This is a genomic window from Microcoleus sp. S13C4, from assembly GCF_036700865.1.
Classification (GTDB): Bacteria; Cyanobacteriota; Cyanobacteriia; order Cyanobacteriales; family Microcoleaceae; genus Microcoleus.
Window position 1 is genome coordinate 1 of the sequence record NZ_JAUBPS010000081.1, and the last position, 25,350, is coordinate 25,350.

Sequence of the window (25,350 nt, forward strand, 5' to 3'; positions counted from 1 at the left end):
AATAGCATCTATAACTGGATGGGATTACATTTTGTCAGCCCTAGCTACTGTTGCATGATTTTTGAAAATTGGTATAATCTTTGCGCCAAGGTGCATCGGGGATGAGAACTTGACAGGCGGCAGCAAATGTGATGTTGGCAGTAATAATCGGTGGGTTTTTAACTGGGCGGCCTTCTAATGACTGTTGAGATTCTAGGCGGCTGATTACCTCGGTTGCATAGTTTTTGTCTGCTGCGTTTAACGGTGTGTTGCTGTACTCGGCTGCTAATTCTTCGAGAAAATCTAGGTAATCTTGCACAACGGGCGATCGCCTCAACAATCATCTTCTCAAGTTTGCGATTAGGCGATCGCTATTTCACCCAACTACAAATATTCCCAAATGATTTGATGTGTTTTAGAGGGCGATCGCCCATAACCTCTCCGAACTCAACAACGAAGCCAACTATTTTTGCTTGCTTAATCTCTGCTAAAAACAGATAACTTAAACAGAGCGATCGGTTCGGCATAACGACCAAGCTCACCCGCCGCCGAAAGGGAGCGAGGAACAAGCGAACTGTAGGCGATCTGGTGCAGCGCCTTGTTGTAACGCAGTTTGAGCCTGTTAATTGGCTACGTTTGATAAAATTAGGGTATAGCTTCTGAACAAACAATCATGCCCTGTCAAATATACATCTCTCTAACTCTGAATAGGTAGTCATATTTTCCTTTATATATTTTGAAAGTGTGATCTTGAACTTCTCAGGATTAATGCTTGTGGTAATTCCACAAATTGACTTAATCTTACCAGTTTCATCTTTGATATTTTGATTAACGATGTCGTCAACCAAATTATCATATTCCGGCTCGTTGAAAGTCAACGCATTGGCTGAACAATAGTTAGCTAGAACTTCCTTATCATAAAGGTAGTTTTCAAGTTCCCACCGCTTAATAACCCTATGGTTTTGGTGGTTATTCTGTAGATATACTTGTCTGTCTTGCTCCGAGTTTGGTTGACCTGACGAAATGTCCCTATCCTTTAGAACCAATATCTCAATTTCTGAAAATACTTTTGTTAAAATTGCGATGGCAATTTCGCTACGTTGATCGAGTTCTGTGTTGCCGCCGCTTGAAATAAACAAGGTGTCATGGTATTTGTCAGCAAAAATGTTATTGAAGACTTTCGCATCAAGTCCTCTTTCCTGTCCATGAGCACCCGGCCTATCTCTGCCTTCACAGTAAACAATTCGTTTCGGACTGACAAGACCTGTTAGGTCGTCAAGTGCTGTTTCAAATATTTCAAGCCATTTCGAGTGGCTTTTTTCTGCTGGAGTAATCGTTTGCGGTGTTGATGCCAGATTTACTCCTGCTGGGAAATGAACTATCTGGCACTCATTTTTCAATTCATCCTGCAATGCTCGCAAAAAACCTATGCTGTGTGTTGCTACCCATATTTGGCAGTTGTCACCGACTAATTTGTTAATTTCTAACAACAACTTTTTCTGTATTGATGTATTGATATGTAACTCTGGCTCGTCAATGAGGAAAATTGTGTTATCGAAATCGTCTTTTCTCAAATACAGATCGAGTAATAAATCTACAACTTCCTTTTCGCCAGAAGAGAGAACATTGAATTCAAATTCCCGCGAATAATCGGATTTAGTGAAATATAATGTACCCTCAGAAGCCTCAATATTACCGATACTGGTGACGCTCAAATCAAGGCAATTTTTGATTGCATTATTCAAATCCCCGATTATTTTTTGCTTTGCTTCGCTAGGCTTGCAATCCTGATCGTTCAAATATTTATTGTATTTTATATTCAAACGTCTATAATTTTGTTCCATCTTGTCATCCAAATCAGAGGATAGACTTGCCCCGTAAGTATTTAGACGAATTTCGTTGATAGCTCTTGATTCGGTTACGTTAAGGTTGCTGTTGTAACGATAGGGACTTCTAAATGAAATGAGAGTTTTAGACTTTCCCTCTCGCTGTCTGGCCGTCCAAACGTCTTGAAATGCTCCTTCGACGAAATCAATTACTATGTTTTGGTAGTCAAAGTTTGGGGCTTTGTACAGGGAATGATATTTATAATCTTTATTGCCCTTTTCACCAATTACCTCATGTGCGTGATTGCGGAAAAGTATCCCGTCAAGAACGCTACTTTTCCCGCAACCATTAGGCCCAACCAATGCAACAATTCTTTTTGGATTATCACCGAGATCTATGGTTAAATGGTGAAATCGTTTATAACCGTTCTTTAACTCGATCTTTTTAATTCTCATTCTGCAAAGTATATCGTGACGGGAAATTGGAATGTATTAAGCGAAAAATGTCCCGATCAAGCTGCGCGCTGCGTTACAATTTATAATTCTATCGCAGTTGCGGTACAATCATGTTTATAGCTCAAAACTATTGCATAACCGTACTTTTTATCAAGACATTTGATAACGCCTTCGGGATAATCTCGGATAATCCCTCTCAAGCGGGCGATCAAGGGTTCGGATTGGTAGAAAGACTTGCCCTCAATTTCGCTGTTGCTGTAAACCATAGATGTTCTGACGACTAAAAGTGGGAGGAATTTAAATGCGATCGCGCATCTTCACTTTGTACCTAATACTATACAAGCGAAGCGTAAATACAACTAGGGTGCGCGCGCAGCAGCCTACCGAAAGCTATTCGTAATATTGCAATAAAAAACCTCAGACCCGCAAGCCTGAGGACCGGAGTTCCTGAAAATCGTCACTTGTTAATATTGTCGCCAACAAACAGCAGAATATACAAGAGGGGTACAACCCAGCAGGGCAGCTCGTGGCAGACAGAGATTGCTTCCTGACTCGAAACGCGAAAGCAATTTTTAATTGACCACTTCACGAAAGCAAAAAAATTCTTCCCGCCATTTACAGATCTGGGTTGATAATTGTGCTTTAGGATGGCCGTCTGTCCTCGATCGCAATATAAGGAGCACCGTGAGTCCCCGTATATATTTGAGTCGGGCGGTAAATGCGGTTTGCCTCTAGCTGTTCCTTCCAGTGGGCCAACCAGCCAGCAACACGGGCGATCGCAAAAACCGGTGTAAACAAGTCCAGCGGAATTCCCATTTTTCGGTAAACCAGACCAGAATAGAAATCTACATTTGCATAAATTCCTTTGTGACCCAATTTCTCTTCAACCACTTCTTCCAACTTGACAGCAATGTCGTAATAATCGTCGTGGCCGAAGTTCTCAAACAACTGTTCCGCTAACCTCTGAAGAATAGTTGCTCTCGGATCTTTCACCTTGTAAACTCGGTGACCGAAACCCATGATTTTGTCCTTATTTGCAACGCTCTTCTCGACAAAAGCCCGCACGTTTTCTACCGAACCAATTTGCTCCAACATATCAATCACTTCTTCATTAGCTCCCCCGTGCAGCGGCCCCGCCAAAGTGCCAACTGCTGAAGCAATTACCCCGTAAGGGTCTGTCAGCGTCGAAGCTGTTACCATTGCCGAAAATGTAGAGGCATTAATTGTATGTTCAGCGTGGAGAGTCAGACAAGTGTCAAAAATGCTAGCTAACAGCGGATCGGGTTCTTGCTCGTTGAGCATATAAAGAAAGTTAGCCGAGTAGTCCAAGTCATCCCTCGGTCGCACCGGGTCATTTCCGCGCCGCATTTGCTGGAACGCTGCTACCATTGTGGGAATCTTTGCTAGCAGCCGCACTACAGCTTCTCGAATGTATGCTGGGTTAGCCAGAGCTCTGCGGGAGTAGAACAAGCCCAAGGCGGCCGCTGAAGCTTGCAGGGCGTCCATGGGATGTCCTCTTTCTGGAAAGCATTTCATCATGTCCCGGATGCGATATTTGATCCGGCGGTGATAGCGAATTTCATGCTCGAAAGCTTCGAGTTCTTCCTTTGTCGGAAGTACCCCCCAGATTAATAAATATGAAGTTTCGAGAAAGGAGCTTTTCAGTGCCAGTTCCTCGATGCTAATCCCGCGATATTCCAGCAACCCTTTTTGTCCATCGACGTAGCTAATGCTGGACAAGGTGGCGGGAACACCTTCTAAACCTGGTTTGAATTCGCCGACGACCATTGCGATACCGTTTTGTGTGAGTTCAATCTACTAAAAGTACATTACCAGAAACGAAGATAGTGTCACAGTGTTGACAAATAATCATTTAATTGCGGTTCAGAAACCGGGTTTTTCAACAGACAGCCCGATCGCACCGCTGGGTATTGTCGCCCCTCAAATCCGGTTTCTCCGTCCCAGAATGAGGGTTTAAGAGGGCTGGCGCGTCCTGTTAATGTCGGGGCGGTTCGCTGTTTCTAGTGCAGCAAAAACTTGGGCGGAGTCAGCCAAAACATTTGGCTGCGGCCCACTGGGGAGCCGGTCTCCGGGAGGATTAAGCCGATGATACCTGCTTTTTTGAGAATCAGGGCATCTTGCGATCGAGCCCAAAGCAAAGTTTCTGCCCAGTGGCCTAAGTCTGGTTGGTGGCCCACCAGGGCCAAGCTGCGGCTACCTATTTCCTGCCACTGTTTGTACCACTCCAGCCAGTTCCCGATTTCTCCTGAAGGTGCGAGGGCGGCGGATTCTTCTATTTTGGAACTCAAACCGACGGTTTGCAGGATTTTCGCGGTTTGCTGAGCTCGCAGTAGGGGACTGGTGAGAATCAGGTCAAACTGAATTTCGAGTTCGTACAGCCGCTGGGCAATTTTCCTGGTTTTACGATCGCCCTCTTTAGTCAGCGGGCGTTCTGAGTCTGTGTCATATTCTTCGGGTGCGGCTGCGATACCGTGCCGGATCAGGTAAATAACCATATATCAATACTTCCAGGCATTGGGTCCCGTTTTTATAGGCGCTGTCTAGGATATACCTACCTTTTGCCTATTCTACAACTGCATTGAAATCTGCCGCCGTCATGGGGTTTGCGCTTTTGTAGCGATCGCGCCCTTGTCGTTTCGCATCATATAATGCTCGATCGGCGACGGCAACGAGTTCATCCGGTGATGTTCCCAAGCAGGGAATCACAGTCGCAATTCCCATGCTAACAGTCACGATCGCGCTCACATCAGATTGCTCGTGAGGAATTGCCAAATGTCGGATTGCCTGACGTATCGACTCAGCAACCGCGATCGCCCCTGCAGCATCCGTACTCGGCAGGATAGCAGCAAATTCTTCGCCCCCATAGCGCACGAACAAATCGGTAGAACGTTTAACCGAGGCCGCAGCAGCTTTCGCCACTTGCACCAAACAAGTATCCCCAGCTTGATGTCCGTAGCAATCGTTATATCGCTTGAAATAATCTACATCCAACATAATCAACGAAAGCTGTTGTTTCCCCTGCATCAGCCGGTGCCATTCCGACTGCAATCGCTCATCAAAACAGCGGCGGTTTGCTACTTGTGTTAACCCATCTGTCGTAGCAATTAATCTTTCTTGTTCCGCCCGGTGTCTGAGCATCTCCTCGGCCCGCTTGCGTTCTGTAATATCAGCAAAAGTCGTCACTACTGCATAGGGTTGAGACTGATTGAGATGGAACAGCGGTTGAGAATTAATCGAAATCCAAGTCAGCGTTCGATCCGATTTGTGAATCCCCATCAGCACATTTGATACCGGTTGTCCCGTCCTGAGGGCGATCATTGCCGGATGCTGTCCGCCAGGGAAGGGGGAGCCATCTTCCCGAACGGTTCGCCCGTCTAAATCTATGGATGTACGGCCAATCATTTGTTCGGAGGTCAGCCCTAGAATCCTTTCGGCACTAGCATTACAGGTAGTAATTTGTCCGTCTTCTAGCTGAAGTACGACGCCTTCTGTCATGCTCGCAATCACAGAACGATACCGTTCCTCGCTTTCCTGTAATTGACTCAGGAGAATGTTTTTGGCATCAAACTCTGAAGCCAGATGGAGGCTACCCGCCAAAAACCCGGCCATGAGTTGTAAAGTCTGGATATCTGACTCTGTAAAGGCAGAGGGTTTAGCTGAAAGCACTTTTAAGACCCCAACCCGATCGTCCTGATAGAATAAGGGAACAACCAGCATTGACCGGAGACCAATCCGCTGACAGGCAGCCAGATTTACCCGTGCATCTGTTTCTGAATCCTCGCAAAGCATTATTTGGCCGGTCTCAATACATTTTCCCGATAAACTTGTCCCTACTTTCATCCGTAATCCCACATAGGCGCTGGCGATACCGCTCGCTGCTCGATACACCAACTCATCCCCTTCAAGCATTTCAATCACCGATCCATCGGCGCGGGTCAAATCTTGAGTCCTCTCTGCAATCACAGCCATGACTGCATCGAGATTGGGATTGCGGATGGCGATTTCCTGTTGGGTAGCAATCACCATACCCAGACGCTGAAACTCTTTTTGTAATGCTGCTTCTGCTTGCTTGCGATCGGTGATATCCTTCATAAAACAGTGATGCCCGATCGCTCGCTCCTGCGAGTCGTAGGCTGCCAACATCACCAATTGCTTGTAAAAAATCGAACCATCTTTCCTGATACCGCGGGCCTCAACCTCCACTCGGCCCTCGGCTCGCATTTTTTGATAAGCCACTATCATCCTGTCGCAGTCCTCGGGATGAACTGTTTTCTGCCAATTCATACCCACCATTTCTTCAGGCTGATAACCTGCTATATTCGCGTAGGCTTGATTAACGGTGATGTACCGTCCGAAAATATCCAGCCGCGAGATGCCCTCAACTGCATTAGCAAGAGCTGTACTCATTTCTCTGAGTTCTGTTTCCGCCTGGACAAGATCAGTAATGTCTTGGGATGTACCAAACAACCGAATGACTTTTCCCTCTGCATTAAGTTCGGCCTGTCCTCTGGCTTCGGTATGGCGGATAGAACCATTCGGGTTCACGATTCTGAGGCGCAATAGATAAGGCTCTCCGCGAGTGAGTGCTCGTTGAACTACCAGGTGTAGCTGTTCGGCACTTTCGGGATGGTAAAGCCGCAGGTTTTCTTCATAGGTAGGTTCGCCCAGGGCTCTGTCGCGTCCCAAAATCTCAAAGAGTTCGGGAGACCAGGTAATTTTACCCGTAATCACGTCCCATTCCCAGTTACCGATGTGGGCAAGCCCCTGGGCTTCTGACAACCGGGTTTGACTCTTTTGCAGGGCTGTTTCTGTCTGCTGGCGGTCGGTAATGTCCTTTTCGTTCACGAGCAACATCGGGTTGCCTGTTACCGGATCGTTGGTACATCGCACGTCCATCCGGTGCCAGCGAATTCCCGCCAGAGTAATCACTTGAGCTTCCGTGCTAAATACCTCACCGGACTTAAGAACTGCCATTGCTCGCTCTCCTACCTGAGAGTCAACAAAGCGGCTCAGAAAAGCATTGTCTGTCGCAGAGTGAGGCGGCTGCATATCCCCATAACAGCACAAGGCCGCCGGGTTTTGCAGCAGCGGCACCCCTTCGAGGGTATATAGCGAAACTATGAACGTCGTGTATCGGAGTGCCTCGATCGATCGCAGGGTTTCCGGTTCGATTTGATGAGCGGTTTCAACCTTACCCTCGACCAGGATTGCCAAACGCCCGCTATCAATTCTGATGCCAGAGCACCGACAGCCGACAGAAACACGCTCACCGCCCGGATAAAACGTCCACTGCTCGGACAAGGTTTGACCTTGCTCAAACTGCTGCAGATAGCTCTGCAAGCGAATCCGAGTAAACTCTGACAACATATCCCTAAAGTTGTGGCTCGCGAGTTGCTGCCACGTCGAAGCATTCCACAGGTACAATGAGGCTTGGTTAGCCCACCGGATTTGCCAATCCTCAATATCCAATATCCAGATCGGGTTTTGCAACAAGTCAAAGGCTTTGAGGTGCACAATATCCCCGCTCAGGGAACAGGCAAAGTCTGGTTGCAGGCAATTTTGATGATTGACTCTTGACGCGCTTTCTGTATGGGTCGCAGTTTGATTCGGTTCTGTTTGGAGTTCCGGCGGTTGATTTGGCGACAGCACTGGGTGGTTAGATTCCAGATGCCGCATCCTTAAGCCGAGCTGCAATGCAACGTGTTGCACGATCTGAAAGTCGAGAGGTTCCCACGGACGCGGACTTTGGCATTGATGAGCAATCAACAGCCCCCAAAGCTTTGGAGATGGCTGTTGTTTAATGCTGAGCAAAATTGGCACAACTAAATTTGCCTGAACTTGGATGCGATCGAGCAATTCGACATCACAAGCTTGAAGAGAACCGCTGTGAATATCAGAAATGCTGCTCGTTTGTCCCTGGCTGTAACGCTCTACCCAGGTAGCTTCACAGCAAGGATCGTAAATCTGTTTTCCTAGGATTTGCGGCCACTTGGCATCAACCGATTCAGAAAATACTACGCCATCTCTATGCGGTAGGAAGCGATAAATAATCACGCGATCGCTTTGCAGCAGCACCCTGGTTTCTTCTACCGCACATTGTAAAATTGTCTCTAGCTCCGCGAACTCGTTGAGTTGAAGTGCAATTTCTGAAATTTTTTCTAGAATTTTCTCTAACGACAAAGAGGAAGTCTGTTTTCTAAACATCTCCGTGTTCCTTTTTTTTAAAAGCTATTTTTTACTATTCTAACCCGCGCCAAATAAATATAAAAATTTGTTTCAACTCTTACCAACTGGTTGTTTGCTTGATAAAAAAACCAAAGTTTTATGTTTAAAATACAATTTTTATGCAATAATACAACTTTTAGTTTTTATGTGATTTAGCCAAAAATTTATCTTTTTCCCTCTCTATTTGGCTGATTGTACGGCGCTTTTTGATCCAAATGATCCCAAATCTCCTGCACCTACTCGGATAAACTGTGATTTATTTAGCGATTTAATAGAAAAATTTTAAAAAAATAAGCCTGTCAAATTCTTAAAGTTTAAAAATTATGTTTTTGAGATTAGTAAGCTCTATGAAATTAAATTTACTCCCAAACCAGGTGTTTTTTAGCAAAATAATTAGTTGCATTATTTTATAATAGTTATAACACGTTTTTTTGAGTGTATATTTTTGGGAAATGGGTATAAAATTTATTACTCTTAGTCTGGGACGGAGCAAGGGGCTTTTTTAACCCCCTTACTTCGTTCAAACCCTTAATAAGAGTGAAAAACCCCCGTTGATGAGAGTTGGAGTGCGTGCAGGACGGATGGTCAAGTTGAGATTTTGCCCGGAATGAGAAAAAAACTCAGCAAAACCTGGTAGCAACGGGAGTCCAAACCCAAATATCGCATTTCCAGGCTGTTGCTGGAATCAAGACCGCATCTACAAACTTTAGAGTTAATGATCGTAAACTGGATTGTCTTTAGGACTAATTAAATTCAGCAATTTTTGCTTAATCTGAGCATCGAATACTTCCCATTTTAGCCTTGCATAATCGCTGTTCTCATTCCCGGCGGAAAGAAAGCCCACCGGAATTTCAAAACCTCCTGCTTGACTTCTGCCACCGCCAAAAAAGCGTCCTTGAGCATCTTGGCCGAAGGCTTCTTTAATAAATTCGTCGGGGTCAAGAGTAAGTTTATTAGTTCGCAGCGAGCCAATTACTACTTCAATTTCTTCGTCTTTGTCGTGAACAATTGCGTAGACAACTGCTGTGTGTACGTTCTCTTCTGTTACTAAAAAGTCCGCCGCTTGGGGAATAGAATCCCGATCGTCATAGCGGAGGTAGCCGATGCCGGCGATCGAAAAATTGTTCTGGACGGTGCGGTGTTTGAGCGATCGCTCGATCGCGTCCATTACCCATTTAGAACGAGACGACTGCAACACCGCATTCAGCAACTGCGGGTCGTAAAATCGGCTCAAATAAGCCGCAGCTAAAAAGTCCTCTTCCTGAGCTTGTCTGAGGGCGTTCGTATCCGATCGCAAACCGTGCATCAAAGCTGTAGCGCACTTGATGTGCAGACTGACGCTGCCGTCGAGAGTTAGGAGTCCAGCCTGTAAATACTCCGCAAAAATCGTGGCTGTAGCGCGGATTTGAGGACGCAAATCTGTAAATTCTGCGTTCATTTCTCCCTGCAAATTGTGATGATCGATGACGGCGGCGATCGGAACTCCAGCCGCTAAAATATACTCGGTTAAGTTACAAGTCGTCCCTTGATTGTCGATGAAAGCGCAGCCCTTAAACACCGACAAATCCTTAGTTTTTACTGTTTCCAGGGTCCACCGCTGCAACGGCAACCCTGTCAATTTAACTAAGGCAATATTTTCTTGGTGGCTGAGGGCGCCGGCGTAGATCATCTCGCATTGGATATCGTACTGTTCGGCGATTAATTTGTAAGTCCAAGCGCTTGAAAGTGCGTCGGGGTCGGGAAAATCTTGCAGTAATATTAATTGGCGAGTGCCTTTGTGTCGATCGAACATTTGGCGCAATTGCTCGACTTTGCGATCGTGCAATTCCTCGCGGAGACGGCCACGATTCTCTTGGGAAGCAAGTTCGGCTTTGGTGCGCCGTTTCCCAGGCGCACTCACTTCGGGTACAACCGGGCTGCTGGCCTCAAGTTCACCTTCGCGGTTGCCAGATGTTTCATCGGAATTGGTAGGGGAATGGTCTTTCATCGTTAAAGATTAACAATTTAACTCTTTCAGGATTTGCACGACATTCACTCTTAAACCCGGTTTCTTTGTAGATGCCTTGTTGTCAAAGCCCATACTTGTTACAAGAAACCTGATTTAAGAGCGTAAATTCTCTCTTTAACTGTTTAACTTTTTAACTCATGCAGAGAGTGTGCGTTCCCAGGAACGAAGCAATCTCAGGACTCAGAACTTCCGCAAAAAACCCCCGCGCTTGCGCTGACAGGGGTTTTAAAGGCCAATTACATATTTTTGCCATTCTTTGTGCATACCGCTCTTAACGTGTTTAGTCACTTCAAAATAAAGACCGCTGTGAGGTTTCCGAGGCGGATGGCGCAGCGGCATTCCCGCTTCTTTCGGCGTGCGGCTGCCTTTATTGACATTGCAGCGCACGCAGGCGGTGACGAGGTTTTCCCAAGTGTCGCCTCCTCCGCGCGATCGGGGAATCACATGATCCAGGGTTAAATCGTCCCCCGTATAACTACAGTATTGACAAGAGTGTGCGTCCCGGTGCAAGATGTTCCGGCGGGTTAGCGGAATATCCTTATAGGGAACTCGGACATAATGCCGCAGTCGGATCACAGTTGGTAGCGGGAAGTTTGGCGCAATAAATTTCCCGTTGTGTTCAACCTGTTCTGCTTTTCCTTTCAGCAACAAAACTACCGCCCTTCGCCAATTGGTGATGTTAAGGGGTTCGTAGGAGGCGTTCAGCACCAGAACATTGCCCATTGTTGATTATTAAAGAGAATATTTTTTTCGATGTTAACACAGGTTCCACTTTAGGTGGGACGGCATCAGGAACAGCGAGGCGAGCGCAAAAAACGGTGCAAAACCACTCCTTTACCCTATACCTTCGCGCCTGCGCCCCCTCTGGCTGCACGTATTTTCTGCCCTCCGTGTTTGTCAGCGAGCTTTTTTCCCGGAGTTTTAGCCCAGATGAGGCCAGTGTGTGCGATCGCAAAAATTAGCCGAATAAATTTTATTTTTTTCTCTAAATGCCTAATCTTCCCGGCACCAAACAGTTTAACTTTTTAGACTATTAGTAACCTTAAATGAAAAAGCTTATACTGCTCATGAAATTTCGGCTCTTAAAGTCAACTTTTAGCGCGTCAATTATTGCCATTGCTGCTCCGATTTTAGCAAACAGTCCAGCCTTTGCCCAAGCGCCTTCATTCTTCTGCGGCGCTGCTGGCGGCCGCCCAGCTACAATTGCTGTCCAACAAGGCAAAAATATTCCCGTTATTTTGTGGCTAGCTGATAACTATTTCAATGAATCAGGAGAAGACGCGATTACTCGGTGCACTAGAGTATCGGGAATTCTCAACAACTCACAACCGCAAGGAACTTGGGAGAGTATTGTCACAGCAGGTGCATCGCCCACCGGTCAACTAATTATTTGTGCAGCTAATCCTCAAGACGGTTCCTGTAGATTATTATATCAAGTACCCAAAGGCCAAAATCCAGAACAAGCCCGACAAGAACTCTTAAAAAGAGTCACAAATCCTAATTTAAGTGTTTCGCCTGTTAAAGTAAATTGATAGTCATCATTAGGGACATGGCACTGCCGTGTCCTACTTGCAGAGAGTTGAAACTCTTGTAAAATACTTCGGTTGAGTGGTGAAAAAATTGCAGCTTTGCTTGAGCAATTCTTCTAACCCTTCAACCTGCCTCAGCCAGACAGTGCCGTTGCTTCCAGCTACAGCAATTTGCTTTCCGTCTCGACTCCAACTGACACTAACAACATTTTCCTCAAACTCAAATTGAGCAACCTGCCGCCCCGCTAAATTCCACAGCCGTACAGTCTTGTCAATTCCCACGGTAGCAAGCCGTTCTCCGTCGGGACTAAAACTAATTGACTTCGCATCAAAATGCAACGTTTGAAATTCCTTAACTAATTCTTTTTCTGACAGATTCCACAGCCCAACTTTGCCATTCAATGTTACTGTAGCAAAGTGAGACTGGTGTGGAGCGGGAGTGAAACTGAGCCCAATTACCTGAAGGGGAAGTGTTTTTTTCAGTTTTCCCAACAAATTCCAAATTCGCACTGTAGAGTTGCCATCTAAAGTCGTTATAAAATCTCCGTTTGGGCTAAAATTTACGCTTCTCACTAAGCCGTTGTGACCGGGGAGTTTGACGGGAGACGATATTGATTTGGGCAGGTTTGACAATTTCCAAATTGCAGCATTGCTGTCTATTCCTGCGACCGCCAATAACTTTCCTTCGGGACTAAAACTGATGCTAGTAACTGAGCCTTGAATCCCTTTGAAGTTAGAAATATTTTTTCCTGATAAATTCCATATTTTAACTGTGCTGTCCCTTCCTGCAGTCGCTAAAAAATTCCCGTTAGGGCTAAAGTTTATCATATTAACTGACTGTTGTAAAGCTTTCCATTCAACAAGTTGTTGCCCGGAAAAGTTCCAAATCCGAACTCTATCGTCTATTCCGGCGGTTGCTAAAATTTGCCTTTGGGGACTAAAACTGACGCTGGTAACTGCACCTTTATGAGCCGGCCATTTTATCTTTCGTTGCGGAAATAATGATGTTTTTATCTGCTGTGTTTCGCTAATTTTATCGAGAATTATTTGTAAAGCTAACAGGGGTCTAGTTGCCGGATATTCTTCTAGCTTATGTTTGTTTTCAACCAAGGTTTTTAATTTTTTACCAGAGGCGATCGCCCTCAGTAAAGCTTCTGATAAAGCTTCGGTGTTTTCGGTTTTTTGAGAAACAGCCAACAATAAAGCATCGCTGCCATTTTGTTCGATTTCGATACTTGCTTGTGCTAGTTTAAATCGCTGGTAAGCGAGAGTTGAAAAGCCGATCGCCGCCAGTAACGATGCTGCCAGTACCGCAGAACCCATGCCGATCCACTGTTTGGCTTTTTGTTTGGCAGAGTCAGCTTCACTCAGAGCTTTTTCGGCATCGCAGACAGCTTTTTTAGTTTCTAGTGTAGCTGAATGCAGCAGTTGATTTTGGTCGCTCAAAATAACTTTCTGGCTGGCAGTCAAAAACTGAAAATCTTCGTTTCTCAAACTTTTTCCTGCCGCCCAAACTAATGCTGACTGCAAATCAGATCCTCGCAAGAGTTGGGAATCATCTTCACAGCTAGAATTTAGCCAGAGTTTGATCGCTTTCGAGTAAGGCGATAGTTTTTCTAATTTTTGTTCAATTAATTTTTTGTTAAATACAGATTCATAAATAGGATTAGAAATTGTTAATTTTTCCCCGCGCTTAACAATTAATCCGCTTAATCGCAACTCCATTTGTTCGGTACTACCATCGGGGACAATTTCAGTTTGTTGTAAAATTTGCTGATACAATCCCAGTCTCCTGACAATGCGCTGGTTTTCTTTGAAAAGCCGATCGCGAATTGTGGACAAATGTTCGGGTACATCTTGAGTTTCCCAATTCTCCACGATTTTCAAGCGCACTACTTTCTCCACCCACTCTTTAGAAGTGTTAATTTTATCTTTCTCCCCCCCTTGGCGAGGGGGGGGTAAATTCGGCATTAATTGTGGGTTTTCCAGCAGGAGTTTGCACAGCTTTTGAGTCAGGAACGGCTGCCCGCCCGTCCAATACAATACTTCTCTCAAAACTTCCTCAGAGGTGTCTGTCAGCTCTGCCAAACCCGCTGCGAGTGGTTGAGCTTCTGTTTCGTCAAAACCAGTTAACTCGATCGCCTTGCCAATATTAAAAGGGGTATTGCTGGTGGCATTTTGCTCGCGGCACAAATCCGTCGGCGATGCTACACCTAAGAGGGCCCAAGTTAGGCGATCGAACTCTGAGTTGTTGGCGCGCTTGTTGTAGCACGATCGAATTAAGGCTAAAAAATCGTCGGCGGGAAAATCTAGGGCGAGAATACTGTCGATTTCGTCAATAAAAATGACAATATTGCTGGAAATGTTGGGTAACAGTACGGTTTCGATGAATTCGCTCAATCTTTGAACCGGAGTTAAAAAATTGCGATCGCGCCACCAAGTCCGCACGTTAACAATATCCGACAGGTTAAAGTTATTTTCGAGAATGCGGAGTAAACCAGCATACCACTGTTCGGGAGTGACGCCGCGGTTGCCAATTTCCGAAATGTCGATCGCAGCACAAGCAATTCCTTCATTTCTCAGCCGTTGAATTGTCCGCACCTGCAAGCTAGATTTGCCCATTTGCCGGGAATTCAAAACATAGCAAAATTCCCCGGCTTTCAATCCGTTATAAAGGTCGTCGTCGGCTTGTCGCTTCACATAATTTGGAGCGTTATTTGTCAAACTCCCACCGACTTGATAGTAACTGGGTTTTGTGGTAAAATTCATACAATAAAAAAGAACATTAGGCTGTTAAAACCGCGCCTTGCCAGAAGAAGTCCCCGCAATGCGAGACTAAAGAATCGAGGGCTTATTAGAATTTTGTATGACTCATTCTACCACATTTAATTAATTTCCTGAATTAAATGTAAGATAGCAAGGGCTAAAAAAAATGCTAGATGAGCATTATTACTTCTTCCTTCTTACTTCTTACTTCTTCCTTCTTTTTACAGTATGAAAACTGCTTGGACTGGATATAACGACGATAAAGACAAGTTAAGATCTGAAATTTGGTCTTTGCTGAAGCGCCAAGCCGCATCTATTGGCGATCCGTTCGGTCATATTCCCAACTTTGTCGGTGTTGAGTTGGCGGCCGAAAAATTGGCAAATTTACCCATATGGCAACAAGCAAAAACGATTAAGTGCAATCCAGATTCGGCGCAAATTCCGGTGCGGATGCAAGCTTTGCAAGATGGAAAACGTCTGTATATGGCAGTACCGCGCTTGACAAGCACGCGCTGTTTTGTTGAGTTAACTGCTGAGGATTTGCAGAGGCAAAATATATCAATTGCAGAAAGTGCGATCGCCCGTAAAGCACTCGCTTGCGGAAAATTGGTAAGTTTTGCAGAAATGGAGCCGATTGATTTAGTAATAGTCGGCTGCGTAGCCGCAGGCCCCAACGGTGGAAGAACCGGGAAAGGTGCAGGATTTGCCGATTTAGAATTGGCTATGTTGCAGGAATTTGGGTTAGTACAAATCGATACGTCAATTGTAACAACAGTGCATCCTTTGCAAATAGTCGCCGATTCGCGTTTACCAATGCAAGCTCACGATTGGGCGCTGAATTGGATTTTTACTGCTGAGGAGGTAATTGAGACTAATACAAGTTATCCGCGTCCTATTGGGTTAAACTGGGATAGTATACGGCAGGAACAGTTGCAACAAATTCCGATTTTGCAAAAGTTGAGAGCGCAAGACTAGATAACGAGTTTCTTTGCTAAACTTGTCTACAGTTTACTATTGTATAATATGAAAGTTATTTTGGGCGACATCACTAAACTCAAAGTTGATGCGATAGTGAATGCTGCAAATAGCAGCTTACTTGGTGGTGGTGGAGTAGATGGAGCAATACACAGAGCAGCAGGATCGGAACTTTTTGAAGAATGCCGATTACTTGGAGGATGTAAGACTGGAAATGCTAAACTAACTAAAGGATATAACTTGCCGGCGCGCTTCATCATCCATACAGTAGGGCCAGTATGGCGGGGAGGTAATCATGGAGAACCTGAACTCCTGGCCGAGTGTTACCGCAAGTGTATGCAAATCGCCGCAGATCAAGAGTTAGAGAGTTTGGCATTTCCTTGCATTAGTACCGGCATTTACAAATATCCTAAAGCTCTAGCAGGTGAGATTGCAGTGAAGATATGCTCAGAACAAATACAAAAGAATGGTGGTTCTCAAAGAGTAATTTTTTGCTGCTTCGATCGAGAGAATTATGAAATTTATGAGAGGATTCTATCTAACTACAGTCTGAGGTAGTGAATTTAGTTATGGTTTTACCCTAGTCTTAATATCTACATTTTTTACTATTTATTTAACAAACCGCGAAGGCGCGTTAGCGCTAGGACGCGAGCAAGACAGAAGAATACTGTAAGTTGATGATATATCTACTTTGTGGTGAACACGCGCCATGCAATGAAAGCTGTAAAACCTAGATAACCAAATACGGTTATCCAATCTAGCCAATTATCAGAAGTTATCAAAAAAATATCGTTCATGGGTATCATTCACCTGAGTATTAATTACCGCACTTACGCACAAAATTTTACACGATCGCGCTTAAGTGCGAGCGAAAATATTGTCGATACAGTTCGCACCTCGGCACGCACTCGTTACCATGCAATTTTACCAACCCCAAACTATCTAATTTAAACGCCTGCATCGCCTTTAATTGCACCGGAGAATCCGCCGCCACAATCTCTCTCATCCCCTGCGCCAACTCTGGATATTCTTCTAAATTCCACAACTGCCGACGCAAATGGTCGCTGTAAATTCCCGCATCTGCGATCGCAGTTTCTTTTAATTCATCGAGTGTCAAATCCGAGCGCGAAATGTGATATAATGCAACTCGCACTAAATACGGATGACCGCCGACAATGGCCATCAATTCCTCCACTTCTGCCTCCGACCAATTCAAGTTATGGCGCGCTGCTAAATCTTGTATTTGCTGAGAGTTGAATTCGGGCAAATCTACGGGCAGTCCGACGTTGAAAGGCGATTGATTGATGTTCATCGGGATGTAAACTTCGGTGGAGTGAACTACAATTAATCGCAGTTTTTTCCAGATGTCGCGCCGCTTCGATTCTTCGTGCCACGCCCGCAGCAGTCCTAAAAAGTCTTCGGCAATGTCGGGATATTGGAAAACGCGATCGATCTCGTCTAATCCTAAAATTAAAGGACTGTCGATTTGCGGTAAAATGTATTTTTCAAAGTAATCTTTGCAGTTGACTTTGCTGCCAAAAATTTCGTCCCAATAATCTTCTAATTGATTTGGCAAGTGCAACTCGCGGCCGACGTAAGCGCAAAACCACTTTAAGAATTTATCTAAATTTGCGAATACGGCTTTATCTACTAACTGAAAAGTTAGTGGCACGGTGCAATAGCCTTGACGGGTTCCGTGATGCAAAATTCGGGCCATCAAGGAAGTTTTGCCCATTTGTCTCGGTGCTTTGATTCTAATTAACGCGCTGGGCTGCACAATAGTTTGATAGCAGCGTTCTTCGATGGGCGGGCGTTCTACATAAAATTGAGAAGCCACATCGACTTGTCCTCCCGGTAATTCTGGTTCAGCGGCGGGTAGAGGTATTTCGTCGCTGCTAATTTCTAATAGCTGTTTTTGTGTTAAATTTTCCGTGTCTTCGGTAACTGGTGCGGGTTCTTCTGCTAGTAAATTCAGAACTTCTTCGATAATAATTGGAGTATCGGCGGTGGTTTTCCATTCCCTCTGTTTGATGCGGTACAGATAGCCACGCAAGTCGTGATTTAGAGGCGCGTTCAGGGGAAAATCGACGCGGATGGGGAGAATTATTGGTTTTCTATCAGGGCGGGAGTCTTGCAGTTCTTTGGCTTGCTGAACTTGATATGTTAGTAGTTCGCTTTGGTTTCCTGTTGGCGGCAAGAGTATTAGCAAATAATCGCATTCTTGGAGGAACAAATTAATGCGATCGAACCAATTATCTCCTAATCTAATGTTATTTTCTGCTGTGAAAACTGTATGACCGATCGCGCTTAAGGCCGTTTCCAACTGTTTTCCCAACTCTCGATCGGGTTCGGCGCTGCGATAACTGACAAATACTTTAACAATTCTGCTGCTAGTGGCTGTTTCCCCCGCCAAATTGTGCAGATCGTCTAAATTTTCCGGTTCCTCAAGTTTAGCCGATCTGTGGTCGCCATTCGCCAGAGTCATTTCAAAAGCCGCGAACAACTGCCGAATTTTACTCAAATCCGCACCTTCTCTACCCTGCTTAATTTTGCTGACTGTATCGGCACCGACGCCAGACTCGGCCTCGATTTCAGTCAGAGTACCTCTAATGTTATGTCGGTCAGACCATTCTTGGAGCGCCTCGTTAAGTTTCTTTAAGCCAGAGGCAGTGAGAATGCGACCGCGATCGCGTGTTGACTTGAGCACTTCGCTTGCAGTGAAAGGGGAACGAATCTAGAAAGTTTAACGCCTTAAGTACCTATTTTAGGCGATTTTAAGGAAGATAATCAGCCAGCCGGAATTTAAGGAATTTTACTTGGGGAGGTTTTTTTGGCGATCGACTCCTCAAACTCTGTCCTGATAACGGCTTCAACAGTTGAATATATTTTAGGATCAAAAGTTTTTCTTAACTCCCCAATCTCCGCCGCTAATGACCACTGAACTTTTTAGAGTAGATACACCAAGCAAAAAAGGAGCAGCCAAATGAGCAAAATCTTACACAGACTGGCAATGGCCGCTTTGGGAACCGCCGCCATTTTCACCATTAATACACTTAATAATTTAACAGAAGCATCAGCCGCTGGTAAATTTGACCAACCAGAAATTTATCAAAACACAGTTTTTCCACTTGGCGTACCGGGTCAGTTCCATAAATAGGGCAATTCATTGATTGATTGATTTAATTGAATTAAGGAGAAATTATGAAGTCTACACTGTGCTCACCACAACCTATAGCTACAAAATCTGACTCCGTTGACGCTGAGGCTATCGATGCCTGCACTGCACTTGCATGGGTGGAATTGGTAGCATTAGATGCCAGCGCTCTCACGGGGGATGATTGGCTGGCTTTGTGCGATGATATAGATAGCGGAGAAATCTACCGCTGCTGGTTTTTGTGGCGCGATCGCGAAGTTAGCGGTAATTGGGAAGCTTACGATCCTTTGAGCGATCGCCGATTTGTTGCTAAAGGAAAAGTTTTTCTCAAAGCCGCGATTGACTCGCTAGAAGATGCTAGAAATCGAGAAGTCGCCTAACTTGAATTCATCTCAGGTGAATAAAATTTGTGCCTACAAAACAAGAATTCTGCCAAGAGAATCCGCCCGTGTACAAAGTTTTGTCGGCCTGCGCGAGACTGGAAGAAAAAGGGGTAATAGAACCGGATTTGATAGCAGTCCCGGAAACGGAATACTCTCAAAGAAAATAAAAAAATTACGGCTGCGGGCAAGAGTTGACTGTATGATGCTAGGTGCTTCGTCTCGAAAGCGGTTGCAAACGTTTTTCCAGCCGCTTTCTCGTTGCAGCCCTTAAACTCTTTCTCTTCAAACATGACTCCTAAACTGCGATGGCTGTTGCCGGCCGCCCTTAGTCTTTTCTCGATCGCCCTGCCCGCAAAAGCTGATACACTAACATCTTGGCACTTTGATGCCCGCGAAAACCAACTCAATTTAACCACAGATTCAGGAGTTCAGCCGGAAGTCAAACTAATCGCCAATCCCACCCGCTTAGTAATTGACTTACCGGGAATAGTCTTGGAGTATCCCGAAAGTCCTCAAAGCTACAACTCAGCTATTCAACAAATTAGAGTCGGGCAGTTTGACACCGGAACTACCAGGTTAGTGATAGAATTAACTCCCGGTTATAAGTTAGACCCGCAAAAAGTCCGAGTCATTAGAGAATCTGCCACGCGCTGGTCATTTCAGTTGCCTAATCCCGAGCAAATAGCCGGCAACGAATCTTTTATACCCACAGCTATTACCAGCGTAGAACAAGCAGCAGGTCAAGTTACGCCCACTGTTTCGCCGGAAAATCAGAGAAACTCTTCCACTGATTTGGCGGTGTCAACCGGCTCGGAAATGACAGCCATCAAGCCTCAAATCGAAAGTGCGATCGAACAGTATAGATCCCTGAGCGCCGGAATGTTTTTTCTGGATTTAGATACAGGAAACTATTTGGATATTAAGGGCGATCGAGTATTTCCGGCCGCGAGTACCATCAAATTACCTATTCTGATTGCTTTTTATCAAGATGTAGACGCAGGCAAAGTTAGCCTCGACGAAACATTAGTGATGAAGTCCGACTTAGTTGCCAGCGGTTCTGGAACTATGCAAGACGAACCTGATGGAACTCGGTTTAGCATCAGAGAAACCGTAGATAAAATGATTACCATCAGCGACAATACAGCCACCAACATGATTATTGAACGTTTGGGGGGAATTGCTAAACTAAACGAGCGTTTTCGCAGTTGGGGATTAACTGATACCAGAATTCGCAATTGGTTGGGAGATTTTCAAGGAACAAATACCACCAGTTCTGTGGATATGGTAAAGTTGCTGGCGATGCTGTCTCGCGATAAATTAGTGTCTGAATCGAGTCGGGAACAAGCTTTAGAATTACTGCGGAACACCACAACTAGAACGCTTTTGCCTTCGGGTTTAGGCCCGGGAGCCGTGATTGCTGACAAAACCGGAGATATCGGCTTTGTGGTTGGCGATGCAGGAATTATAGATATGCCGAATGGGAAGCGTTATTTAGCGGCAATTTTTGTCAAACGTCCTTACAACGACCCGATTGTGAGAGATTTTGTCCGTCGAATTTCGCGGATTGTTTACAATTATTTAGAGCAACCTGCGGCGAAAGTACCGGAGAATTTGCGTTGATCAGACCATTCGGTGATTGAAATCGCTACTAAACAAACAAAGTCCGCCTTCGCGGACTTGAAGAGAAGATTTTTAATTACTAATGACTATTCTTTGCGCTCGATGGCTACAGTCAAATGAGCCGCAACTGCCCCAACTGTAGCAAGTACAGCAGCAATTGGAAAGACTACTGATCCTGCAACGCCACCTACCAATCCCGCCATCAGCGGAATGTCTGCCAAAGTCCCCCCTTGCGAGTTTTTGATGACGAGGCGGCGGAGTTTTCCTTGCTGAATTAGTTCTTTGACTTTAGCAATTAAACTGTCGGCGCTAATCTTAAATTCTTCCACTCTGACTTTTTCCTCTGTTACAAATTCTGAGGCGAATACATGAGTTTCAACTGTTGGGTTGGCTGAATTCCCGGCCGCTGCTGTTTCGTCTTGTAGAATTGTTACTTGTTGTTCTAGTTGTGAGTTCATTTTGTGTAAGGGCGGGTGAAAACCAACCGTTTAATTTCTATACTCTTATCTTCGGCGATCGCACTTGGGAATGACAGGCAAGGAAACCCTACAATCTGCATTCGTACTTTCCACCCCCGCCTTTTTACTCAAAACATTATTTTTGGCGTTAGATCAGGGTGGGTTTATCTCTTCCGGAAGGTAGAGCAGATATTGTTGAAACAACCCCTCTCTAGATACAAGTAAGGTGCGTATTGCCAGCCATGTCAAGGTGGCCGCTGTCTGTTGAATCTTTAAGTTGGACACCAAGCGAACTAAAGTCAGGGAAAATTATTAAAATTAAAACTTTATATTTCTACAATGACTTCAAAAGTGATTGCTATCTAGGCATAATCAAGCTATGGCTTGCAATGCCACTTCTCAAAAGCATCCCAGAGATAGCGATCGCATTGGCGAAGCACAATATAATCAGAAACGCAAACCGAGTACATCAACTCACATCTGAATCAAGATATTAAGCTTGCAGATTTAGCTCAATTGCTGGGCATGAGCCAATTTCATTTCAACCATCTGTTGAAGCAGTTGAGAGGCACATCTCCCTAACAATATTCGATCGCCCAACGGGTAAAACGGGCAAAGCAATTGTTGAAACTTTCGAGCTTGAACATAAAATGATTCATTTTCTCGGTTGTGCCGATGGGTCGGCGTACCGCCACCACGTGCAACAATTACCTCACAAAGCGCATAGGCTTCCCCTGTCTGTTCACTAACTGCCTTGAAGGTATAGAGGTCTTGACCAAAGTAATAAGAACGACCTGGATCAGGCTCAACAAACAGTCCGTTGTGATGAATGGTCATTGGTTAATTGGTAAAGCGAAGTGTTAGCTGGCGGCCGATGGTTTTTTGTTGAACATTATTCACGAATTCAGAGTTTTCTCAATACGCCGATCGGGTATCAGCCACACGATCGCAACTAAAACATACAGCATGAAAGCCAACCATGAGTTGACAAAGGAAAGCAGGATTGCTACGGCATAAATCACCACTGATACCTTACCCTTAAAGTCTCGCCCAAGTGCGATTGCCAGAGTGGAATCTTTACCGTGGTGAGAAATAAGAACACGAGTAAGAATGAAGTAAGCGATCGCAGCAAATAACAGCACTGTGCCATAAAGCGCAACTGGCCAGGCCGCGAAGTGGTTCTCGCCTGTCCAGCCAGTGACAAAGGGAATGAGTGATAACCAGAACAGCAGATGCAAATTAGCCCACAAAACATTACCATTGACGTGCCGAGTCGCCTGTAACAAGTGATGGTGGTTGTTCCAGTAGATACCAAGATAAATAAAACTGAGTACATAGCTCAGAAATACTGGAACTAGCGGACGCAGCGCAGCTAAATCAGCTTCATGGGGCACTTTCAATTCCAGCACCATAATGGTGATGAGAATGGCGATTACACCATCGCTGAATGCTTCTAACCTGCCTTTACCCATTTTTGTACATCCTCCTTTTTTGCTGGCGCTGGCGATCGCTTCTCTTTTCAAAAATAACTTAGCATAAGGTCGGTTGGAGTGATTTGTTATACCGATCGGCGATCGCTTGCACTTACCAAAAAAGCCAACCATTTTGCTTGTTGGGAAATTTTCTTGTTCTGTGACATTCGTTGTCTTCAAGTTCTCCCAAAACTTCAATAAAACAAATCTTTAGCTCATCATCTGGCAAAATCTTCATGGCTTCGTGAATAATGCCATATTCATCGCAGAGCGTAATAGTTTGTGCCATAAATAAGCTTACGAGATTTAGGCAGCTTCTAGATTGTGGTGAAGCATATCTTGATATAGAGACTCCGCTACACCCTGATATGCTTTATCGAGCTCTTCGTGTTTGACTGCTCGAAAAAGAGTAAAAATAACTTGCCCAAAAATTGGATCTTCGTCTACTGCCCAAATCACCCTTAGTGTTCGAGAAATCCGTAGTGTGTACAGTGAAGATTCGTAACCATTAAGATTTGTCGGTAAGCGCAGGCGGCGCAGCTTACGATAGACATCAGCTTTTTGAGTGGGGAAGAGGCTGGCGCAATCGTTGATTTTTTTAATCACTGCTGCTCTTTCATCTTCACTCAACTTAGCAATATCTTTCTCAAAGCCCTTTGTTGACTCAATTAAAATATCCACGTTACGAACCGCCAGTCTGATTAAGTGTATTATACCGCAGTTAATGATCGATACCAAAATCTCTCGCCCGTGCGCTTCATCGACTTGTTATCGCTGGCACGTATTGCCGAAGTCCGTTGATTACCTCTTCTCGATCACTGGAATTGAGCATACGAAGAACAAGTTTTTCATAGCCATTGCGACCAAGCTCTAAAACCGAGCAAACCTCGGATACAAGCCCCTTGTTGTTATAATACTTCAGTATTTCATTTAGAGTGCCGGAAGTGACTAGCCTACTATACAAATCAAGATTGTTTTGGTAAGCTATATCAACATTCAACGTAGCAGTGGCATTTGTGACAGATGCTTTTATTGCCTCAAGCCCAACTGACTTAGCATCAATCTTACGTAGGTTATTCTCAATTGCCCTGTACGTTCGCAGGGAGGCTTGACGCTCTATGTCTTTCTTGAGAAGTTTTTTTGCCATTTCAGTCGCACGGGTAACAACGTCATCAGGGTCAAGGTGTTGATTCGTCGCTATGAGACGTAGAGTTTCCTCATTGAGTAAAATGTTTTCAATTTCTGCGACATCAATGCAAAACACACCCTTACTGAACAGTGCTTGTATTTCATCATCCGTTCGATAATCTCTGTCTATGAGTCCGAAAACCTGTACATGATGGAAACAAGAGTTGAGTCGAAGTACTCGAACTGATTCAATAACACTCTCACATCCACTTCTAGGAACAACATTATAATTTCTGTAAATTGATTGGTATATTGCGTGATCCTTGCCTCCCTTTTCTCCTTCAACAAAAATAATTTGCCTGCGATTACCAAGCAACTCAAGCAGTAGGCTTTCAGGAAACTCATCGACCTCTGGAACTTTTTCCCATACCCATTTGTTAGCACCATCAAACTCTTTGACCCATATACTCGTTGTGCTAACACGTGTAGAAGCAAAATTGAGGTCATGCGTAATGTATACGAAAAGGCAATCGGGTTGTGCCTCCTCAAGCTTATTCCACAGAGATTGCATTATTGACGTGTGTAGATGTATTTCAGGTTCATCAATCACTAAGATCGAACCTGAAGGAACACATAGACATTGCCCCATTAGATACAGAGCCACCCTTTCACCGTCACTCATTTCTTTGCCATGGTACTCAGTGCCCAAACTAGCATTTTTAACACTTACCTTCCCATCCTCTAAGACAAGCTTTCTATGAGGAAGAATCTCTTCCCATAATTTGATTAAAATATCAAGTGGAGAGTCATATACAGGAATGTATACTTGCTTCAGACACGCTTCCTCAAAGTATTTTCTATTACGATCCGCAGTTCGTGCAAACAAATTAGAAAGAACTTTTTCGTAGTCATTTTGAAGAAAAGTTTCAGGTTTGCCTCCCCAGCGGTGATTCCATTTATATTGATTACTGGCAAATTGGGGATTTTCGTTGCCCCAAATCAAATCATTTAGGGATTGCTCAAGAGATTTGACTGCGGCATATTCAGGGATATCCAGTGCTCTTTGGGCAGATATGCGGTGAACGATACTATTGTCAGCATTTCTCTCTATCCATGCTCCCAACCTACTTTTTCCTGATCCATTTGCACCTACAATTACGACCGAGCCGTTGTGTTCTATCTCAACTTTATTTCCGGTTCCATCAGGTGTAGGTAGATAGAGCCTTGGTAAGGATGCCATACGTTTTTAATATAAGATATTAATATCGACATATTAAGCTGTTGTGCCTTTAAATAGGGTATAATAAAAAATGAGTTTAGTCAATCTCTACAAAAATGCCAGCTAAAAAC

23 protein-coding genes are annotated in these 25,350 nt (G+C 44.6%); 8 read left to right on the plus strand and 15 right to left on the minus strand.

Annotated features, from left to right (window positions below):
* Positions 1-40 precede the first annotated feature (40 nt).
* The 8 genes from QT996_RS24355 to QT996_RS24390 form a co-directional block, all read right to left on the minus strand.
* Positions 41-298 carry a hypothetical protein gene (locus tag QT996_RS24355; RefSeq protein ID WP_333049681.1) on the minus strand — a complete coding sequence of 86 codons (258 nt, stop codon included), beginning with the start codon at positions 296-298 and terminating at the stop codon, positions 41-43.
* Between the two features lie 352 nt (positions 299-650).
* On the minus strand, positions 651-2,261 hold the full coding sequence (locus tag QT996_RS24360; RefSeq protein ID WP_333049683.1) for an AAA family ATPase: 1,611 nt from the start codon (positions 2,259-2,261) through the stop codon (positions 651-653).
* Positions 2,262-2,341: 80 nt separating this feature from the next.
* Complete coding sequence (locus QT996_RS24365; protein ID WP_333049684.1) at positions 2,342-2,527, minus strand: hypothetical protein; 186 nt, start codon at positions 2,525-2,527, stop codon at positions 2,342-2,344.
* Between the two features lie 376 nt (positions 2,528-2,903).
* Complete coding sequence (locus tag QT996_RS24370) at positions 2,904-4,049, minus strand: citrate synthase (RefSeq protein WP_333049686.1); 1,146 nt, start codon at positions 4,047-4,049, stop codon at positions 2,904-2,906.
* 233 nt (positions 4,050-4,282) lie between these two features.
* Positions 4,283-4,777 carry a phosphohistidine phosphatase SixA gene (gene sixA / locus QT996_RS24375; RefSeq protein ID WP_333049687.1) on the minus strand — a complete coding sequence of 165 codons (495 nt, stop codon included), beginning with the start codon at positions 4,775-4,777 and terminating at the stop codon, positions 4,283-4,285.
* Positions 4,778-4,844: 67 nt separating this feature from the next.
* Positions 4,845-8,486, minus strand: coding sequence for a diguanylate cyclase domain-containing protein (locus QT996_RS24380; protein WP_333049689.1), 3,642 nt, complete (start codon positions 8,484-8,486; stop codon positions 4,845-4,847).
* Between the two features lie 733 nt (positions 8,487-9,219).
* A complete protein-coding gene (locus QT996_RS24385; RefSeq protein ID WP_333049691.1) occupies positions 9,220-10,494 on the minus strand; it encodes a bifunctional oligoribonuclease/PAP phosphatase NrnA in 1,275 nt (424 codons plus the stop codon).
* Positions 10,495-10,740: 246 nt separating this feature from the next.
* Positions 10,741-11,238, minus strand: a complete 498-nt coding sequence (locus QT996_RS24390) for an HNH endonuclease (protein ID WP_333049693.1) — start codon at positions 11,236-11,238, stop codon at positions 10,741-10,743.
* A gap of 344 nt (positions 11,239-11,582) precedes the next feature.
* On the opposite strand from QT996_RS24390, the gene QT996_RS24395 reads away from it, so the two are divergent.
* A complete protein-coding gene (locus QT996_RS24395; RefSeq protein WP_333049694.1) occupies positions 11,583-12,047 on the plus strand; it encodes a COP23 domain-containing protein in 465 nt (154 codons plus the stop codon).
* Positions 12,048-12,080: 33 nt separating this feature from the next.
* On the opposite strand, the gene QT996_RS24400 is transcribed toward QT996_RS24395, so the two are convergent.
* Positions 12,081-14,813, minus strand: coding sequence for an AAA-like domain-containing protein (locus QT996_RS24400; RefSeq protein WP_333049695.1), 2,733 nt, complete (start codon positions 14,811-14,813; stop codon positions 12,081-12,083).
* 225 nt (positions 14,814-15,038) lie between these two features.
* Between QT996_RS24400 and QT996_RS24405 the strand changes: the two genes are divergently transcribed.
* Both QT996_RS24405 and QT996_RS24410 read left to right on the plus strand, forming a co-directional pair.
* Positions 15,039-15,785, plus strand: coding sequence for a 5-formyltetrahydrofolate cyclo-ligase (locus QT996_RS24405; RefSeq protein ID WP_333049696.1), 747 nt, complete (start codon positions 15,039-15,041; stop codon positions 15,783-15,785).
* 48 nt (positions 15,786-15,833) lie between these two features.
* Positions 15,834-16,343, plus strand: coding sequence for an O-acetyl-ADP-ribose deacetylase (locus QT996_RS24410; RefSeq protein WP_333049698.1), 510 nt, complete (start codon positions 15,834-15,836; stop codon positions 16,341-16,343).
* A gap of 286 nt (positions 16,344-16,629) precedes the next feature.
* Here the strand turns inward: QT996_RS24410 and QT996_RS24415 are convergent, their stop codons facing one another.
* A complete protein-coding gene (locus QT996_RS24415; RefSeq protein WP_333049700.1) occupies positions 16,630-18,492 on the minus strand; it encodes an AAA-like domain-containing protein in 1,863 nt (620 codons plus the stop codon).
* A gap of 276 nt (positions 18,493-18,768) precedes the next feature.
* On the opposite strand from QT996_RS24415, the gene QT996_RS24420 reads away from it, so the two are divergent.
* The 4 genes from QT996_RS24420 to QT996_RS24435 all read left to right on the plus strand — a co-directional run bounded on the left by QT996_RS24420 (position 18,769) and on the right by QT996_RS24435 (position 20,942).
* Complete coding sequence (locus QT996_RS24420; RefSeq protein WP_006633667.1) at positions 18,769-18,942, plus strand: hypothetical protein; 174 nt, start codon at positions 18,769-18,771, stop codon at positions 18,940-18,942.
* Positions 18,943-18,986: 44 nt separating this feature from the next.
* On the plus strand, positions 18,987-19,319 hold the full coding sequence (locus tag QT996_RS24425) for a hypothetical protein (RefSeq protein WP_006633666.1): 333 nt from the start codon (positions 18,987-18,989) through the stop codon (positions 19,317-19,319).
* 29 nt (positions 19,320-19,348) lie between these two features.
* Positions 19,349-19,489: a hypothetical protein gene (locus QT996_RS24430; RefSeq protein ID WP_333049703.1), complete on the plus strand. Its 141-nt coding sequence runs from the start codon at positions 19,349-19,351 to the stop codon at positions 19,487-19,489.
* A 121-nt stretch (positions 19,490-19,610) separates the two neighbouring features.
* On the plus strand, positions 19,611-20,942 hold the full coding sequence (locus QT996_RS24435; RefSeq protein WP_333049705.1) for a serine hydrolase: 1,332 nt from the start codon (positions 19,611-19,613) through the stop codon (positions 20,940-20,942).
* An 86-nt stretch (positions 20,943-21,028) separates the two neighbouring features.
* Here QT996_RS24435 and QT996_RS24440 read toward each other — a convergent pair whose 3' ends face one another.
* The gene (locus tag QT996_RS24440; protein ID WP_333049707.1) at positions 21,029-21,400 is read right to left on the minus strand and encodes a DUF4342 domain-containing protein; all 372 of its coding nucleotides are present in this window, start codon (positions 21,398-21,400) and stop codon (positions 21,029-21,031) included.
* A gap of 516 nt (positions 21,401-21,916) precedes the next feature.
* Here QT996_RS24440 and QT996_RS24445 point away from each other — a divergent pair.
* Positions 21,917-21,982 carry a hypothetical protein gene (locus QT996_RS24445; RefSeq protein ID WP_333049716.1) on the plus strand — a complete coding sequence of 22 codons (66 nt, stop codon included), beginning with the start codon at positions 21,917-21,919 and terminating at the stop codon, positions 21,980-21,982.
* A gap of 314 nt (positions 21,983-22,296) precedes the next feature.
* On the opposite strand, the gene QT996_RS24450 is transcribed toward QT996_RS24445, so the two are convergent.
* From QT996_RS24450 to QT996_RS24465, 4 genes are all read right to left on the minus strand, one after another.
* Entirely contained in the window at positions 22,297-23,004 is a 708-nt protein-coding gene (locus QT996_RS24450) for a TMEM175 family protein (RefSeq protein WP_333049709.1), read from the minus strand.
* Positions 22,985-23,161, minus strand: coding sequence for a hypothetical protein (locus QT996_RS24455; RefSeq protein ID WP_333049710.1), 177 nt, complete (start codon positions 23,159-23,161; stop codon positions 22,985-22,987). Before QT996_RS24455 ends, QT996_RS24450 begins: the two co-directional genes overlap by 20 nt.
* 17 nt (positions 23,162-23,178) lie before the next feature.
* Complete coding sequence (locus QT996_RS24460; RefSeq protein WP_333049712.1) at positions 23,179-23,553, minus strand: hypothetical protein; 375 nt, start codon at positions 23,551-23,553, stop codon at positions 23,179-23,181.
* A 76-nt stretch (positions 23,554-23,629) separates the two neighbouring features.
* Positions 23,630-25,240 (minus strand): DUF4435 domain-containing protein, encoded by a 1,611-nt coding sequence (locus tag QT996_RS24465; protein ID WP_333049714.1) that lies wholly within the window; start codon positions 25,238-25,240, stop codon positions 23,630-23,632.
* Positions 25,241-25,350: the final 110 nt, after the last annotated feature.

Coding starts and splice junctions, on each gene's coding strand:
- QT996_RS24390 (WP_333049693.1), bottom strand. CDS start 11,238: ATGGGCAATGTTCTGGTGCTGAACGCCTCCTACGAACCCCTTAACATC.
- QT996_RS24435 (WP_333049705.1), top strand. CDS start 19,611: ATGACTCCTAAACTGCGATGGCTGTTGCCGGCCGCCCTTAGTCTTTTC.
- QT996_RS24465 (WP_333049714.1), bottom strand. CDS start 25,240: ATGGCATCCTTACCAAGGCTCTATCTACCTACACCTGATGGAACCGGA.
- QT996_RS24405 (WP_333049696.1), top strand. CDS start 15,039: ATGAAAACTGCTTGGACTGGATATAACGACGATAAAGACAAGTTAAGA.
- QT996_RS24370 (WP_333049686.1), bottom strand. CDS start 4,049: ATGGTCGTCGGCGAATTCAAACCAGGTTTAGAAGGTGTTCCCGCCACC.
- QT996_RS24410 (WP_333049698.1), top strand. CDS start 15,834: ATGAAAGTTATTTTGGGCGACATCACTAAACTCAAAGTTGATGCGATA.
- QT996_RS24385 (WP_333049691.1), bottom strand. CDS start 10,494: ATGAAAGACCATTCCCCTACCAATTCCGATGAAACATCTGGCAACCGC.
- QT996_RS24450 (WP_333049709.1), bottom strand. CDS start 23,004: ATGGTTGGCTTTTTTGGTAAGTGCAAGCGATCGCCGATCGGTATAACA.
- QT996_RS24425 (WP_006633666.1), top strand. CDS start 18,987: ATGAAGTCTACACTGTGCTCACCACAACCTATAGCTACAAAATCTGAC.
- QT996_RS24360 (WP_333049683.1), bottom strand. CDS start 2,261: ATGAGAATTAAAAAGATCGAGTTAAAGAACGGTTATAAACGATTTCAC.
- QT996_RS24400 (WP_333049695.1), bottom strand. CDS start 14,813: ATGAATTTTACCACAAAACCCAGTTACTATCAAGTCGGTGGGAGTTTG.
- QT996_RS24380 (WP_333049689.1), bottom strand. CDS start 8,486: ATGTTTAGAAAACAGACTTCCTCTTTGTCGTTAGAGAAAATTCTAGAA.
- QT996_RS24420 (WP_006633667.1), top strand. CDS start 18,769: ATGAGCAAAATCTTACACAGACTGGCAATGGCCGCTTTGGGAACCGCC.
- sixA (WP_333049687.1), bottom strand. CDS start 4,777: ATGGTTATTTACCTGATCCGGCACGGTATCGCAGCCGCACCCGAAGAA.
- QT996_RS24455 (WP_333049710.1), bottom strand. CDS start 23,161: ATGGCACAAACTATTACGCTCTGCGATGAATATGGCATTATTCACGAA.
- QT996_RS24440 (WP_333049707.1), bottom strand. CDS start 21,400: ATGAACTCACAACTAGAACAACAAGTAACAATTCTACAAGACGAAACA.
- QT996_RS24365 (WP_333049684.1), bottom strand. CDS start 2,527: ATGGTTTACAGCAACAGCGAAATTGAGGGCAAGTCTTTCTACCAATCC.
- QT996_RS24395 (WP_333049694.1), top strand. CDS start 11,583: ATGAAATTTCGGCTCTTAAAGTCAACTTTTAGCGCGTCAATTATTGCC.